Source organism: Sulfolobus sp. A20 (genome assembly GCF_001719125.1).
In the GTDB taxonomy this organism is placed as follows: domain Archaea; phylum Thermoproteota; class Thermoprotei_A; order Sulfolobales; family Sulfolobaceae; genus Saccharolobus.
This window is the reverse complement of the sequence record NZ_CP017006.1, coordinates 840,308-856,671: the sequence shown is the minus strand read 5'-3', so window position 1 is coordinate 856,671 and position 16,364 is coordinate 840,308. Positions and strand designations below refer to the sequence as shown.

General features: G+C 33.1%; 17 protein-coding genes. 9 read left to right on the top strand and 8 right to left on the bottom strand.

Annotated elements, in window-relative coordinates; translation table 11 throughout:
- Positions 1–410 precede the first annotated feature (410 nt).
- Entirely contained in the window at positions 411–1,601 is a 1,191-nt protein-coding gene (locus tag BFU36_RS04705; RefSeq protein WP_069282493.1) for a Cdc6/Cdc18 family protein, read from the top strand.
- Positions 1,579–2,124 (top strand): DUF99 family protein, encoded by a 546-nt coding sequence (locus tag BFU36_RS04700; protein ID WP_069284593.1) that lies wholly within the window; start codon positions 1,579–1,581, stop codon positions 2,122–2,124. Before BFU36_RS04705 ends, BFU36_RS04700 begins: the two co-directional genes overlap by 23 nt.
- 3 nt (positions 2,125–2,127) lie before the next feature.
- Here the strand turns inward: BFU36_RS04700 and BFU36_RS04695 are convergent, their stop codons facing one another.
- From BFU36_RS04695 to cyaB, 3 genes are read right to left on the bottom strand one after another with little or no spacing between them, the layout of a single operon-like run.
- Positions 2,128–2,649 carry a nicotinamide-nucleotide adenylyltransferase gene (locus BFU36_RS04695; protein WP_069282492.1) on the bottom strand — a complete coding sequence of 174 codons (522 nt, stop codon included), beginning with the start codon at positions 2,647–2,649 and terminating at the stop codon, positions 2,128–2,130.
- Positions 2,604–3,440 (bottom strand): S-adenosyl-l-methionine hydroxide adenosyltransferase family protein, encoded by an 837-nt coding sequence (locus BFU36_RS04690; RefSeq protein WP_069282491.1) that lies wholly within the window; start codon positions 3,438–3,440, stop codon positions 2,604–2,606. Before BFU36_RS04690 ends, BFU36_RS04695 begins: the two co-directional genes overlap by 46 nt.
- Positions 3,421–3,966 carry a class IV adenylate cyclase gene (gene cyaB, locus BFU36_RS04685; RefSeq protein ID WP_069282490.1) on the bottom strand — a complete coding sequence of 182 codons (546 nt, stop codon included), beginning with the start codon at positions 3,964–3,966 and terminating at the stop codon, positions 3,421–3,423. The genes BFU36_RS04690 and cyaB overlap by 20 nt, the downstream gene beginning before the upstream one ends.
- A 9-nt stretch (positions 3,967–3,975) precedes the next feature.
- Here cyaB and BFU36_RS04680 point away from each other — a divergent pair, with 9 nt between their 5' ends.
- From BFU36_RS04680 to BFU36_RS04655, 6 genes are read left to right on the top strand one after another with little or no spacing between them, the layout of a single operon-like run.
- Positions 3,976–4,992: an RsmB/NOP family class I SAM-dependent RNA methyltransferase gene (locus tag BFU36_RS04680; RefSeq protein WP_069282489.1), complete on the top strand. Its 1,017-nt coding sequence runs from the start codon at positions 3,976–3,978 to the stop codon at positions 4,990–4,992.
- Complete coding sequence (locus BFU36_RS04675) at positions 4,971–5,513, top strand: hypothetical protein (RefSeq protein WP_069282488.1); 543 nt, start codon at positions 4,971–4,973, stop codon at positions 5,511–5,513. The genes BFU36_RS04680 and BFU36_RS04675 overlap by 22 nt, the downstream gene beginning before the upstream one ends.
- A gap of 59 nt (positions 5,514–5,572) precedes the next feature.
- Positions 5,573–6,547 (top strand): DNA repair and recombination protein RadA, encoded by a 975-nt coding sequence (radA, locus tag BFU36_RS04670; RefSeq protein ID WP_069284592.1) that lies wholly within the window; start codon positions 5,573–5,575, stop codon positions 6,545–6,547.
- A 41-nt stretch (positions 6,548–6,588) separates the two neighbouring features.
- Positions 6,589–7,107, top strand: coding sequence for an HIT domain-containing protein (locus tag BFU36_RS04665; RefSeq protein ID WP_069282487.1), 519 nt, complete (start codon positions 6,589–6,591; stop codon positions 7,105–7,107).
- Positions 7,108–7,126: 19 nt separating this feature from the next.
- Positions 7,127–8,344, top strand: coding sequence for a threonine ammonia-lyase (gene ilvA, locus BFU36_RS04660; RefSeq protein ID WP_069282486.1), 1,218 nt, complete (start codon positions 7,127–7,129; stop codon positions 8,342–8,344).
- Positions 8,345–8,371: 27 nt separating this feature from the next.
- Positions 8,372–9,193 carry a prephenate dehydratase gene (locus BFU36_RS04655; RefSeq protein ID WP_069282485.1) on the top strand — a complete coding sequence of 274 codons (822 nt, stop codon included), beginning with the start codon at positions 8,372–8,374 and terminating at the stop codon, positions 9,191–9,193.
- Here the strand turns inward: BFU36_RS04655 and BFU36_RS04650 are convergent.
- The 5 genes from BFU36_RS04650 to BFU36_RS04630 all read right to left on the bottom strand — a co-directional run bounded on the left by BFU36_RS04650 (position 9,170) and on the right by BFU36_RS04630 (position 14,779).
- On the bottom strand, positions 9,170–10,144 hold the full coding sequence (locus BFU36_RS04650; protein ID WP_069282484.1) for an Lrp/AsnC family transcriptional regulator: 975 nt from the start codon (positions 10,142–10,144) through the stop codon (positions 9,170–9,172). The two genes, BFU36_RS04655 and BFU36_RS04650, sit on opposite strands and share 24 nt — an antisense overlap.
- 33 nt (positions 10,145–10,177) lie before the next feature.
- A complete protein-coding gene (locus tag BFU36_RS04645; RefSeq protein WP_069282483.1) occupies positions 10,178–11,590 on the bottom strand; it encodes an NAD(P)/FAD-dependent oxidoreductase in 1,413 nt (470 codons plus the stop codon).
- Positions 11,587–12,594, bottom strand: coding sequence for an adenylosuccinate synthetase (locus tag BFU36_RS04640; RefSeq protein ID WP_069282482.1), 1,008 nt, complete (start codon positions 12,592–12,594; stop codon positions 11,587–11,589). The genes BFU36_RS04645 and BFU36_RS04640 overlap by 4 nt, the downstream gene beginning before the upstream one ends.
- A 127-nt stretch (positions 12,595–12,721) precedes the next feature.
- Positions 12,722–13,765, bottom strand: coding sequence for a formate--phosphoribosylaminoimidazolecarboxamide ligase family protein (locus BFU36_RS04635; protein WP_069282481.1), 1,044 nt, complete (start codon positions 13,763–13,765; stop codon positions 12,722–12,724).
- Entirely contained in the window at positions 13,766–14,779 is a 1,014-nt protein-coding gene (locus tag BFU36_RS04630; protein ID WP_069282480.1) for a formate--phosphoribosylaminoimidazolecarboxamide ligase, read from the bottom strand.
- A 56-nt stretch (positions 14,780–14,835) separates the two neighbouring features.
- Here BFU36_RS04630 and purB point away from each other — a divergent pair, with 56 nt between their 5' ends.
- Positions 14,836–16,194, top strand: a complete 1,359-nt coding sequence (purB, locus tag BFU36_RS04625) for an adenylosuccinate lyase (protein WP_069282479.1) — start codon at positions 14,836–14,838, stop codon at positions 16,192–16,194.
- Positions 16,195–16,364 lie beyond the last annotated feature (170 nt).

Here is a 16,364-nt window from a genome sequence, read left to right as displayed (position 1 = left end):
CGTATCTCATCCATTGAATTATGCCTTCATAACGCTACTATATTTCGTCATGATATTATTGAGGTAGAAACATTAGACCATATCAACAAATAAATCAAAGTTTAACAAACGGTGTTACTATGTACCTTTTTCCTAATCTCATATCGCCTTAATAGCACTTGGACCCCACCATTTCTTGTGGAGAAGAAGCTGACAAAAACTTAAAACATACAAATGATAAAAAATCTTAAATTATACAAACTACTCATTTTTTCGTTCGGTAAGACGAACTTAGTTTTTCCAACTGTATCCAGTTGAAATTATGGGGTGGATATTTTCATAGAGGACTCCAGTGGAAACAGAGGGGTTTTTTACTCCCCAGTAAAATGAGAGTTTCCTTAAAAGGTATTAGATAAGAATGATATAAGTTGATGAGTGATATAATCGATGAGGTCATTTCGACACTTAAAGTGTCTAACATCTTTAAGAATAGAGAGTACCTTACGCCAGATTACATTCCAGAGGAACTTCCACATAGGGAGGATCAAGTAAGAAAGATTGCTTCAATTTTAGCACCAGTGTATAGGGGTGAAAAACCAAATAATATTTTCATATATGGTTTGACTGGTACAGGTAAGACAGCTGTAACTAAATTTGTGTTGTCGAATTTTCATAAAAAAATTCCGGATAGATTTAAATATATATACATAAATGCCAGGCAGAGTGATACTCCATATAGAATCTTAGCTGATCTCTTAGAAGCTATGGGAGTTAGAGTCCCTTTTACCGGTCTCTCTATAGCCGAGTTATATAGAAGGTTAAATAGGATCTTAAGTGAGGAGAACATTCCTATTATTATTGTTCTTGATGAGATAGATGCTTTTGTGAAGAAGTATAATGATGATATATTATACAGATTAAGTCGTATAAATAGTGAAATTAAAAAGGGAAAGGTTTCCTTAATTGGTATTACCAACGACGTGAAGTTTATGGAATCGTTAGATCCAAGAGTTAAGAGTAGTCTAGGTGAAGAGGAATTAGTTTTTCCTCCATATAACGCAGAGGAATTAGAAGATATATTGCGAAGAAGGGCTAAACTAGCTTTTAAAGAAGGTTCAATTTCGGATAATGTAATAAAGTTATGTGCAGCATTGGCTGCAAGGGATCACGGAGATGCACGTAGAGCATTGGATCTTTTAAGAGTTGCTGGTGAAATAGCTGAAAGGAACAGAGATCATGAAGTCAAGGAGGATTATGTATACTTAGCTCAATCTGAAATAGAGAGAGACAGAGTTCATGATATAATTTTGACATTGCCATTTCACTCTAAATTAGTTTTGGCTTCAGTTGCACTTAAGGAATCTGAGCCTTTGTTAACTACTGGTTCAGTTTATGAGACTTATTTAGAATTGTCCAAAGAATTGGGTGTAGAAGCGATAACGCAAAGGAGAGTAAGCGATATCTTAAATGAGTTAGATATGGTAGGTATTCTTAACGTTAAGGTAGTTAATAGAGGTAGGTATGGGAAAACTAAGGAAATAAAATTAGCTGTAGATAAAAGTATAGTAATTAAGACATTAAGTGAGAGTGATAACAGATTTGCAGATCTCTGGCGTAGATGATGGCTATTTTCCTCTGAGGTATAAAGGGAAGAGAGGAAAAGCTCCTTTAGTAGTTGTTACTTATGATGGTAGTAACTTAATAGATCTCGATCTAGGTTTTATAACAGTTGATGGGGATGATGGGACTTCTGTTTTATCTAGACTTAGAAAAGGGCAAGTTATTATTTTAGACGGTATTATATTTGGTGGTTTTAATTACATAAGACCCAATCATTTTAATAATATTATTGTTTTTTATTCATCTAAACCTAATGTTAAGGAAATAGAAACAGCATTAATTAAGCATTTTGGTAATGATAAAGAAAGAATAGATACCATATTAGGTGTTTTAAATAACCTTAAAGAAATACCTACAAAAAGAGGCAGTGTTTTCATTTATACTTCACTTAATCTCAATGAAGCCAGATCAATAATAGAGAAATATCAAATATACTCAAAAAAACCTGAAGTATTGAAGAGTTCTCACATTATAGCTAGTAGTGTTGGAAAATTTTTAGAGAAAAATAATATCTTTCCCCCATAAAAACTATTTATCTGTACCTACAATTTCTCTTAATCTTTCGTCCCCTTTAATCTTCAGTATATAAGTATAAACTGACTTAGGTACTAATTCAGACCAACTATTCACGTTTTGTATTATAAGCCTTCTTATGTACGTTGAGTTATATTTTTCCCTATTAAATGAGGGAGGAATTTCAATTCGATAGCCTGCCTCTTTAAAGATTCTAACTACTAATGGATTTCTAGCGAATACTATCTCAAACTTAGGAGTATAAACACTAACATGATGGGCCCATACACTATTCATAAGAATATCAGGTACTGGTATTATAAATATTCTAGACAAGTCTACACCATATTCTCTTAAAGAATCTCGTATCATTTCTATCCTTTCTCCAGCAGTAAATGGATTAGCTAATGTGTGACTTTCTTGTGAGCTACCCACTAATATTATTAGTTCATCTACTTTTTCTAATCCCCATTTAACTACACTTAAGTGTCCTAAATGGAATGGCTGGAATCTACCTGGGTATAGGCCTCTAAGCAGATTTCATCACCTTCTTTCACTTGCATTTTATCTATGGCACTTCCTTTATTAATGCCTATCTCAGTGAAGAAGTACCCATTAGAATAAATTAATAATTCTCCTTCTTCTCCATAACCAAACGACTTGACTAACTTAGGAGTGTATTGTTTCCCTTTCACGTAAGTAAGTATTTTCTGGCCTTGATTAGCGTGTTGTAGTAGTAACTCACCGGGTATACTAGTTGCAATATTTCCAAAGTGATCTATATACAGTATAGTTCCGCAAATTTTGTTATCTCGTATTTGATAGCTAAAATCCATTCTTTGTATTTGATCAGATTTAATTTCGTTTCCAAATATTTCAATACTTATGTTTGTTGAAATGAATGCTGCAACGGGCGAGAAGATATCTCTGCCGTGAAATGTATTTGATATTTTAGAAGTCAGATAAAGTTTCTTGTTAGTAATATGAATGATTTTAGTTATTCCATCATTAATCGCAGCTGGATACATGACCCCGTTATCGGGTCCTACGAAAATATAGTTCTTTGTTTTAATAATAATAGGTTTTCTTTCAGTTCCAACTCCAGGATCTACTACTACTAAAAATATTGTATTTTTCGGAAAATAATTGTAAGAAGTGTATAGAAGATATGCTCCAGAAAAAATGCTGAAACTTTTTACGTTGCCAGATATATATATGATCTCGACTTCTGGATTTATCTTTTTTATTACTCCTTCCATTACTCCGTTATAATTATCTCCTACTCCGAAATCGGTTAAAATTGCTATTCTAGGTCTTATTACTTTCATGCTTATCAATTAACAATTCTAAGTAAGATTTTGTAGTTGGTTTTCCTTTTATGTTATATTTTCTGATAAATTCGGATATATAGTTCTGTATTTTGCTCTCATCTAAAGCCTCGTTTTTCGCCTCTATTTCCACAAATTCGCCTAATTCTTCTACATAATCTAAAGATACTATGAACGACCCATCCGAATAGTTATATCTAATTTTCTTTACAGTCATAACTGGATATAAGCCCAATTTGTTTAAGAATTCTACTATATTATTAATACTATCTAACCTAACTGTTATTTCTTCACGCGCTTTTATGCTCGAAGATATTTTAGGTCCCTTATAAGTTAACTCGATTTTATCATTAATTTTTCTTAGTCTGACTGCTTCATCAGTAATTTTAAAGTTTCTATATATAAAGTTAAAATAGATATCTTCTTGTGTTTCTATACCTAAGAAGCTATAATCTTTAGATAGATGCTTCATTAACTGATTAAGAGGAGGGAATTCAATCGCAATTTTAATTTCCTTCTCGATCATTATTATCTGATGAAGAATCGTGAAATGGAATATTTAAAGCAATATGAGAGAGTATTTATCATAAATCCTTCTGAGGAGGCTAGGAGACTAGCCGATAGATTTGATTTTCTCCCTTATATGGTCGAAAGATATTTGAAAATGTTTAGAGATAAGGTAGAAGTAGAAGATTATTTGTATAATTGCAATTTCCCATTAATTAAAAGTATAAGATGCAATACATTGAGAGTGGATTGTAATTATTTAGAGGAAAGAATGAAGAACAAAGGCTTTGTAATGGAAAAAATATCTTGGTTAAACCATGGCTATAAGTTACTAAAGGCACCATTAAAACCCTCTCTAGGATCTACTATGGAGTATCTATTAGGTTTTTATCATATTCAAGGTTTAGCATCAATGGTTCCGGCATATGTTTTAAATCCTAATGAGAGCGACATTGTTTTAGATATGGCAGCCGCACCAGGTGGTAAAACTACTCAACTGTCACAACTAATGAATAATAAGGGGTTAATAGTTGCTGTAGAAAAAAGAAGGGATAGAGTAAAATCATTGATAAGCAATATAAATAGACTTGGGGCAGAAAATGTATTAATAGTCAGGACGGATGTAAGGAATTTAGTAAAAATGAAGACAAGATTTAGCAAAATTTTATTAGACGCTCCTTGTAGCGGAGAGGGTTTAATACAAAAGGATCCAGTCAGGAAGTTTAAAACTAAAGTTGATGATCTGAAGGAGTTTGCCCTTCTACAGCTAGGCTTAATTAATACTGCTTATGATTTACTTGGTGAAAAGGGAAGACTGGTGTACTCTACTTGTAGTGTGGCCCCTGAAGAAGATGAATTAATAGTTAATTTCGCAGTTGATCAGTTAGGATTAAAGGTAGTTAAAATTACTAACTTTCCAGCTTCTAACGGCTACATAGAATATGGTAATGTTAAGTTCAATGAGAGCTTAAAACATTGTCTGAGGTTTTTCCCTCATATACATGGAACAGAGGGATTTTTTGTATGTCTGCTGGAAAAAGAGTAAAAACTAGTTTCGATATTTTAAATTACGAGGATATTAGACAGATATTATTTCAGATATTTGATAAGTATAATTGTTTGAATCATTTGGATGATTTTGTTGTTAATAAAACTTTTTTTGTATTAAAGGAAAAGTTTAATCAAGTATTTATGATTAGAGATGATATTAAAAAAGTATCGAATTTCATAAATGATTTATCAAATTTAGGTTTCTTCCCATATTCTATAGGTGTTCCTATAGTCATTTATCGTGATAAGTCTAAGGTAAGTCCAACGATAGCTTTTGGGAAATATCTAGTTAATATATGTTCAAATAAAATAATAATAAATGATGAACGAATATTATATAAGATAACTTATGGGAAAAGTGTGATAATTGACAGAAGATTTCCCTATAGATATGCTATAATTTCTGATAATTTAGACAATTTTATAGCATATTCTAAGGTAGTCAGACTAAGTAATGGAAAGAGTGAGGTAATACCAACAAAAGATATAGGATGGTATTTAAGGAAGGGTGGATAAATATAAAAAATAGAGTACAGATTTATTGTTTTAGCTCAAGAATATTATTAGGTGGTATAATGGCAAACGAAGTACAGCAGAAAAAACCAATAAAAAGTATAGAAGAGCTACCTGGAATAAGCCAAACTATAATTAATAAGCTTACGGAGGCAGGATACTCTTCACTCGAAGCCTTAGCTGTGGCATCACCTCAAGATCTAAGTGTTGCTGCTGGCATACCGTTATCCACTGCTCAGAGGATTATTAAGGAAGCAAGGGATGCTTTAGATATCAGATTTAAAACAGCCTTAGAGGTCAAGAAAGAAAGAATGACGGTAAGGAAGATTACAACTGGAAGTCAAGCTTTAGATAGTCTATTGGGTGGTGGCATTGAGACTAGAACTATGACGGAGTTCTTTGGTGAATTTGGCTCTGGAAAAACTCAGTTATGTCATCAATTAAGTGTTAATGTGCAACTTCCACCAGAGAAAGGTGGTCTTTCTGGTAAGGCAGTATATATAGATACTGAAGGAACATTTAGATGGGAGAGAATAGAAAATATGGCTAAGGCTTTAGGTTTAGATATAGATTCTGTTATGAACAATATATATTACATAAGGGCAATAAATACAGATCATCAAATCGCAATAGTTGATGATTTACAAGAGCTTGTAACCAAAGAGCCATCAATAAAGCTTATTATAGTTGATTCTGTTACATCTCATTTTAGGGCAGAATACCCTGGTAGAGAAAACTTAGCAGTAAGGCAGCAAAAGATGAACAAACATCTTCATCAGCTAGTTAGGCTGGCAGAAGTATATGATATTGCAGTAGTTATTACTAACCAAGTAATGGCTAGGCCAGATATGTTCTATGGTGATCCTACTGTAGCAGTCGGAGGCCATACGTTATATCATGTGCCAGGTATAAGAGTACAATTAAAGAAGAGTAGAGGAAACAGAAGAATAGCTAGAGTAGTTGATGCACCTCATTTACCAGAAGGAGAAGTTGTATTTGCATTAACTGAAGAAGGAATTAGGGATGCTGAAGAGTAAGAAGATAAGGTTTTATCCTTAAATAATATATACATATTCATATGGACGTCTTATGGGCACCTTGGAGGTCGAAATACGTATCCGAAGCCAGCAAGGGTAGCAAGGAAGATTGTTTGTTTTGTAGGGTTAATAAAGAGAATAAAGATGAAAGAAATTATGTAGTATATAGAGGAAAGTATGCATTCGTTATGCTAAATGCTTTTCCATATAACACTGCACATGTCATGATAGCACCGTACAGGCATATCTCTACAATAGAGCTAATGGTTTCAGAAGAAGCTTTAGATATGTTCGATTTGGCGAATATTGTGATTAAAGCCATAAGAAACGCCTATAATCCGGATGGTTTTAACATAGGTTTTAACATCGGTCGAGTGGCTGGTGCTGGAATAGAGTCACATTTACATATGCATATAGTCCCTAGATGGAATGGTGATTCTAATTTTATGCCAATAATTTCTAATACCAAGGTTATCCCAGAATCATTAGATGATACATTTAAAAAGATAAGTAGTAGTATTAAAGAGATTATGAAGAAGTCCTCGAGCACTGAATCGTGATGAGGGCAGGGTTTTTCAGATGAAGAGTTTAGAATATATTGATAAAATAAAAGGCGCTAAAGAGAAGATATCCGGTTATGTTCATGAGACACCACTTGATTATTCAACAACTTTCTCCAAGATTGTTAATGCTAAAGTTTATCTTAAGCTGGAAAATTTACAAAAAACGGGATCATTTAAGGTTAGAGGAGCATTTAATAAGTTATTATCTTTAAAAGATGAGGAAAGGAAGAGAGGGGTTATAGCGGTTTCAGCTGGCAATCATGCTCAAGGGGTTGCATATGCTGCATCTACTTTAGATATAAAGTCAGTTATCATCATGCCAGAAACTGCGCCAATATCTAAATACAGAGCTACTAAATCCTATGGATCAGAGGTTATCCTTTATGGTAAATATTTGCATGAATGTATGAAGAAAGCAGAAGAATTGATAAGCAGTTCTAAGATGGTTTTTATACATCCATACGATGATTTAGATATTATAGCAGGTCAAGGTACAATAGGTATAGAACTATATGAACTAAATCCTGATATTGTAGTAATTCCAATAGGTGGAGGAGGCTTAATTTCTGGGATAAGCATTGCATTAAAATCGAGATTTCCAAATATTAAAATAATAGGCGTTCAATCATCGTCATCACCATCGGCTAAAGTTTCTAAGGAGCTTGGTAGATTGTCTGAGATAGAGCCCAGTTATTCTATTGCGGATGGGATAGTCGTAAAGTCTCCTTCAGAGCTTACATTTGGGATAATTGATGAATTAGTTGATGATATAGTTTTAGTTGATGACGAAGAAATCGCTGAGGCTATAGTTTTTCTATTAGAGAGAAGTAAAACAGTAGCAGAAGGTGCTGGGGCAGCTTCATTAGCATCATTGATTTCTGGTAAGGTTAAGATAAATGGATTAGATAAAAAAGTGGTTTCATTAATAAGCGGTGGTAATATCGATTTATCATTGCTATCGACTATCACTGAAAAATTCTTATATAAAGAAAAAAGGGTGGTAAAAGTAAGAGTTATTGTACCAGATAAGCCGGGGTATCTGAATAAGGTATTATCACATGTGGTAAAAATTAGAGGAAATATTATAGATATAGTTCATGATAGGCATAGTAGCGACGTTATGCCAGGATATACCAAAATTTATATTACGTTTGAGCTTCAGTCATCGGAATCGCTTAGTATATTTATACATGATTTGATAAATGATGGTATTGATGTAAAAATAGTAGAATAATTTATTTAATGGTCGAGGAGAATAATATTGGTAGATCCAAATGGAATTTATTATTTAGGTCCATTAGGCAGTTTTTCACATGAGGCAGCGAGTGTAGTTGCCAATCTAATAAAAGCAGAGTTAATAAGTGAGCAATCAGTTTCATACATCTTTAAAAAAATTAGCCAAAGTAATGACAAAATAGGCGTAGTCCCAATAGAAAATAGTTTAGAAGGTCCAGTAAATGAAACATTAGATAACTTATTTAATTATGATAATATCTACGTGATAGGTGAATTAGAGAAAAAAATAAAATTAGTGTTAGCCTCTAAAGCGGAAAATTTAGATAAAATTAAAAAGATATACTCTCATCCTCATGCCTTTAATGAAGTCAAGGATAAGTTAGAAGCATTAGGATTTAAAGATTATATACCAGTTGAGAGTACTTCTAAAGCCGCTTTACTTGCATCTAATGACTCTAATTCTGCCTCAATTTGTTCACCTTTTGCTGCTAATTTATACAATTTAAACGTGCTTGCAGATTCACTAAGTTCTGATAATAACTATACTAGGTTTATAGTGATATCGAAGGAGATGAGAATAAGTGGTAATAAATCCATGATACTATTTACAGTTTCTCATAAGCCTGGAGCTCTTTATAGGGTTCTTCAAGTATTTTATGAGTATAATATAAATATAACGATGATATACTCTAGACCTCTAAAATCTATCCCATGGCAATATTACTTCTACTTAGAGTATGAAGGATCGCTTGGTGATAGTCAGTTTTTAAATAAGCTAAAAGAAGTAACTGAACTAATTAAAATAAAGGGGTCTTACAATAAGCTAAATAACTATACCAGGCTTTAAATTCTCTAAGCTAAACAATATCATATAACTCTTCGAATTAGTTTCCTTAACTATTTCTTTTGCTACATTTTTAATAATATTCTTGTTAGTAGCATGTATCATACTATAACACAGAAATCTCCAGTTCTCTTTATCTGATTCTCTTAGAACAACATGTGTAGCTTCCCTAACGTTTAAAGCAACTTTTTTGCAAGCATCTTCTGGATTGTCATTATCAAGTAAAACCATACCGTTTTCTATTATTCCTACCTTTTCCCCATTTAATGTAGCTCCATAATCTTTAATTACATTTTTCTCATATAATTCTTTAATTAAGTCAACTATCTCATCTTCTCCCATGTTATATTTTTCTCCTATTTCTTTGAAAGGTCTGTTAGTAAGCTTAAGGGGATATGAAAGATCCTTCAATAGCTCCTTATTTACTCCTAGTTCATCAGCTGTTGGCACGTTTTCAATTAAAGTTCTCATGCTATTCTCACTCCAAGAAACACCTCTTATTATATCGTATTTTACACTTAATTTTAATGTTTTTTTAGAATATAATATTACATAATCATCAGAATTAACTTTACTTAATAAATCTTTAATTTTCTCGTTAAGTGTAGATCTATTTTCAGCCTTTAACACAAACCATATATTATACCTAGGATGATTTCTCACAAAGTTATGCGTAAGTTCCCTAATACTTAACGCAATTTTTCTAAACTTCTCTACGTTTTCTAACGGTACATTAGCTCCAATTAATGCTCCATCCATCCCCTTAGCTCTAAAACTAACATACATTCCTACCCTTTTTATTATTCCATTTTCAACCATAATCTTGACTCTTTCCAGTAGCTCCTCTTCGCTGATCGAAAATTTATCAGCTATAGTCTTAAATGGCTGAGAGTCAAACGGAAAATTATATTGAAGTTCCATTAAAATTAGTTTATCAGTATGGCTGAGATTCATTTTAATCAATATATTTAGGGTAACTAAAATATATTAATCTAATCCTAGTTTTATTGATACCCCTCTAGCTGCTAATATTCCAGTAGCTGCTGCCACATTAATTCCCCTTGATAACCCTGCACCATCACCAGCTACGAATAAGTTATCTACGACAGTTTCCATGTTACTGTCGACAACAGCTTTTACACTATAGTACTTTATTTCAGGAGCATACAGAAGAGTATTTGAGGAGTAAATACCCGGGGCTATATTATCTAATCTCTCTAAGCCATCTATCAAATTATCTACAACTCTGTATGGCAATCCCATACTTATATCACCCGGTGTAACGTCCCTTAAAGTTGGTTTTACTGTAGACCTATTTATTCTATCCCAAGTACTTCTTCTTCCTTTCTCGAAATCTGATAATCTTTGCAATATAGGCCTTCCTCCGCCTAACCTCGTCATTAACCTAGCTATACTCTTCCCGTATTCTATAGTATCTTCTAATGGATCTGATAACTTAATTGTAGTTAGGAATGCAAAATTCGTATTACTACTCTTTTTATCGACGTAGGTCTCACCATTGACTCCTATAGTTCCATCATCATAAACCTCCTTCATTATATACCCTCTAGGATTTACGCAGAATGTTCTAACTTTATCATCATACTTCTTGGAGTAAAGTATAACCTTAGGATCCCAAACAGCCTCGGTTAGTTCGTCAAATACAAATGCTTCAACTTCTACTCTTACTCCTATATCCAATGGTCCGGGTACGGTATCTACTCCTAGCTTCTTTGCCTGCTCATAAAACCATCTTGCACCAGCTCTACCAGGGGCTAACAATACTATTTTACTAGTTATCTCTTCCTGTTTATTAGTTTTAAGAATAAACTGATTTCCAATTTTATCTATCTCGATGACCTCAGTAAGCTCTCCTATTTTTACTCCCTTTTTCTCTACATAATTGGTTATATTTTCTATTATCATCGGCGTTTTATCCGTCCCCATGTGCCTCTGTCTAATAGGCACAAATTCAGCTCCTACCTTGGCTGACCTTCTCTGAATCTCTCTTACTTTTTCCATATTTGGTTCAAAAATTCTATCTTTAGGTGCACCAAATTTTAAAAATATCTGATCTACATAATCTATCAATTGTTGAGCTCTATCCCAACTTCTTATTAATTCATGCAACTCTCCGCCTATATCTGGCCTTAAGTTAATTATACCACTACTATAAGTCCCTGCACCACCGAAACCATACATAATATGGCATGGGTTACAGAATGTGCATTTTTCCTTGGGCGATAGTAATGGACAATATCTTTTAGTAGCCCTTACCCCCTTGTCTAACAATAATATTTTATAGTTTGAAACCTTATCTCCAGCAAGGTTAGCAAGCTCATAAGCAGCAAATAATCCAGCAGGGCCACCTCCAATAATTACTACGTCATACGTACTCATATAGTCTCACCTCTTAAATCTATCGTATCCATTACGTCCTCTCCAGTGCCGATAAGCGTAATTGGAATTTTTAGTTGTTCTTGAATCTCATCTAGCCATCTTCTAGCTTCAAGTGGCAATTTCTCATATTCTTTAACTCTATGAGCTTCAGGATATAGCGCGTCAAGTTTAGTTATAGCTATTTGTGTAGCAGAATTTATTTTGATTGCCTCTTTAGCCATTTTTATATTGAATTTAGCTACTCTTCTCATCCTTCCTGTTACAGTTCCATACTCTACTAGACCCATTCGCTTAGCTTCTTCTTGACTAATTTCACCTTCTAATGGTCCTCCGCCAACTCTTGTCACATAACTTTTAAAAACTATTATTATTTCGTCTACATATTTAGGTCCAATACCCACTTCACTTAATATGCCTGATGCAGTAGTGTTTCTGCTAGTAACATAAGGATACTCTCCATGATATAAACTTAAGTAATGTCCCTGTGTGCCTTCTACTAAAATTTTTTCTCCTCTTTGTAAGTATTCAATAGTTCTATCTGGAACGTTACATAAGAATTTCTCAAGTTGAGTGTAATCTCTAGCTAATTTTAATTTTCTAAGAATTCTCTTACTTTCCCCGTACCCTACACCTTGTCCAGTACTTCCTATTACTTTCATTAGATATTCATCATTTCTCTCCTCTCGTATCTCATCCTCAGTTATAATTCCTACATGAGGATCTATATATAATCGGTTATATGTGTTGGTCTGTTGTATTTCATTTAAAAGTACCTCTAATGAGGTTAAAGCTCCAGGTGCTAGACCTAGTTCTGTTGTATCATTTATAAACGCAGATGGAATAATTCTTAATTTCCAATTTTTGTTCTGATAATTGACAGTATGTCCAGCATTTATTGATCCAGTCCTTATACTTAGTTTTGGCTTATCTTTAAGACCTAAGTATCCAGCTATTTTTCCTTTACCTTCGTCTCCAAAAAATCCTCCTACTATCAGAGTTAGCATTAAACACCGTTTTGTCTACCTCTATTCCGGCATATATAAAGATTATGACCTATAATTTATCATTACTAATTGTCCCTTTTACATCCTTCTTATAAGCTTTATTGTTATTAAAAAATAATGATAATAATTAACTCGTTACTCTGGCTAATTCATTATTTATGATAGCGTATTTAATTTCTATTGCTATTCTTCTTCCTAAACTTATAGGTTTTCCAAAATAGAACTTAGAGTATTGACTTCCTATACCCATGTATACGTTAGTCCCGCCCCCTATTCTTGGAGCTACATCGTATACTACTAAATCTAAATCTGGTGTAACCATTACTTGTAAGGTAAATGGTCCTATTATCCCTGGAGGTTGAAGCTTTGCACTAGCTTCTACGAAATTATAACCTATTTCAAAAACTTTTTCCAATAAGCTCTCCCTAATAGTTACCGGTTCATGTCCGACTTCTATAAGCCTGGGTATCTTATTTAACTTAAGCTGTATATCAGCAGGTAATCTATATAATCCATCCCAATCACTTTGTATTCTCCTATCTATGCTAATTAACTCTAATCTGTTAAAAATTGGGCTATAGAAATAATTTAAGTTAAAGTGTGCTCCAAATATGAACTCTTCAACTACCATACTCTTTAATGCTTCATCATCAATAATTCCGTTTTTAATAAGATTATTAATTTTATTATCAAAATCATCTTTACTTACAGCAAAGAAGAACCCTCTTTCAACTTTACGTTTAGCTTCAGGTAATTTAACTATTACTGGTCTATCAATTTCATTTGGCTTGAGCAATTTGGGGAAAGGTATTTTCGCAGCTTCCAACAACTTATAGTAATTCTTCTCTCCCGTTCTCTCCTCCCATCTAAGCATTAGCCTATTTCCGAAAAATCTTACTCTCATATTCTCCAGAGAATCATACCCTAAATATACCGCTAAACTTCGGTTTGGAACTAAGATCACATTATTTTTGGTTAACTCATCTTGAACAGAATCTGAGGTAATTTCCTTAAAATCATTCAAAAGAATATACCTATCAACTATTGCCTTAAATTCTACATAAGGCCTTTCTCTCCCCTTTTTGCATAATGCTATAGTTTCAAAACCTTCATCTTTAGCTCCGTCAAAAACATCCAAGGCAGAATGACTAGCTAAGGCTGCTATTTTCATTTATGTTGTCACCAACTCTAATTTATCCTTATCTATTGCTAGTTTTACCTCTCTAGCTATCCTTCTTCCCATGCTCATAGGTTCATCCCAGTAGAGCCAACTGTATGGACTTCCATGCACATATAAGTTAGTCCCAGCTACTATTCTGCCAGAGAACTCGAAAACTACTATATCCATACTGTCAGTTACTATTGATTCTAGGCAAAATGGTCCTATCATGCCCGGGGGAACTAACTCCTTAGTAGTGTTAACGAAATTATTGGCATAGTCTAAGGCGACAGGTAGCAAGCTTTCTCTAGCCACAGCTGGAATATTACCTACTACCACAAAAGTAGGCTCAAGATTATCGCCTAAGTAGTAATGCGGTAATCTTCTTAATCCATCGATATTGGTCTCATACCTTATGTCTATTCCAAATACCTCAGTTCTATTTAAAATTGGACTATAGAAGAATTGAAAATACATAGGAACTCCTACTACATATTCTTGAATTATTAAATCTTTCTCTTCATCGTTAATCATCTTCTTTTCCTTTAGTTTTCTTATCCCATCTTTAACTTCATTCTTATTTTTAGCTAAGAAGTAACCTTTACCACCTTTAGCACCATTGAGTTTTACAATAACTAACCTATCAACCTCCTCTGGATTATCGAAAATTTGAGGAATTTTTATATTTGATTTTTCTAATAATTTCATCTTCTTTTTTTGATTAGCTTCCCAATCAAATATATTTTTGTTTCCAAAAATTTTCACATCTATCTTACTTACCCTTTCCTTACCTAAATATTCTACCAAGCTACCGTGAGGGACTAATATACTGTCCCTACCTAGACTATTGATTTGTGTTATAGCTTTATCAAGATTTTCATAACCTAATATACTATCAATGAAGTAAAAATTTTCATAAAATTTCTTCCTTACATAGTCTGTAACAACAGCTGTCTTAAATCCTTCTTTTTTCGCTCCGTGAAGTATTTGTAAAGACGAGTGGCTACCAATTGTCTGTATGATCATTATTTGAAAATATTACCATAGATTAATAAGCATTAAAACTTTGTTCTAATATCAAGATGGAAGACATTGTATGTCCACTTGACTGGAGATATGGAAGCAAAGAGATGAGAAGCTTATTTTCAAAAGAAGGAGTATTGAGAAAGAGGGTCTTAGTAGAAATAGCCTTGTTGAAAGCTTTAAACAAAATTGGATTAGCTAAGGAAGATGATATAAAAAAGGTGGAAGAGGTTTCGTATACCATAAAACCAGAAGAAGTAGATGACCTAGAGAATAAAATAGGACACGATGTAATGGCTATGGTAACATTACTAGCTGAAAGAAGTAGTGATGCTGGTAGATTTGTACATTTTGGAGCAACAAGCTATGATATAGTTGACACAGCATACGCATTAATATTCAGAGATGCAATAGAAATTTTACAGAAAAAACTGATAAAGATCATAGAAATACTTATCGAACTATCGAAGAAGTATAAGGATACAGTAATGGTAGGCAGAACTCATGGACAACATGCTGTTCCTATAACATTAGGGTTTAAATTCGGGAACTATGTTTACGAATTCTCTAGATCCTTAGAGAGACTAATTGAAGTTAGAAAAAGAGTTATAAAAGGTAAAATGTCCGGCGCAGTAGGGACTATGGCAGCATGGGGAGAAAAGGGGTTGGAAGTAGAGAAGTATGTTATGGAATATCTGAAACTATCTCCCCATGAAATTTCCACTCAAATAGCTCCTAGAGATGGATTTGCCGAGTTAATAAGCGTCTTAGCCATACTAGCCTCTCAATCTGATAGATTTGCTCTAGAGGTTAGAGAATTAATGAGACCAGAAATAAATGAGTTAGCAGAAGGCGTAGAAGGAAGAGTAGGAAGTAGCACTATGCCACAGAAGGAAAATCCTGTTACATCAGAAAAGATAAGTGGATTGGCTAAGGTAGCTAGATCTTTCGTGATGGCCGAACTTGAAAATATACCACTATGGCACGAAAGAGATCTAACAAACAGTTCATCTGAAAGAATTATCATTTCTCATCAGTTCCTAATAGTTGATGAGATCTTAGATAGTATGTTAAGTCTTCTAAATTCATTAAAAATAAATATAGAAAATATTAGAAGAAATTTAGGTATAACTAATGGACAAATTATGGCAGAAAGTTTAATGATTAATCTAACGCTTAAGGGTATGAATAGACATGAAGCACATAGATATGTAAGTAAATTAACGGAAAAGGTAAAACAAACTGGAAAATCTTTATTAGAAGTTTGTTTAGAGGATCAGATAATTAGTAGTTACTTCTCTAATGATGAATTAAAGAACATTCTTGATGTTTATAAATATCTTGGTAGTTATGATAAATTAATAGACAGGGCAATAAATTATGCTAAAGGCGTAATTTCTACATTTGAAAGTAAATAGGTATTGAATTAATTTGTAAATTAAGCTTTAAATGATTATCTTTACTAATAATATATTTTGGATAGTAATTATTTTAGTGTTTTCATATAAACGATTTCTTAATAAATCTTATCATCTAAAGGAAGTAAAACGATAACTAAAAACTGTCTTATTATTTTGTAAATTATTTT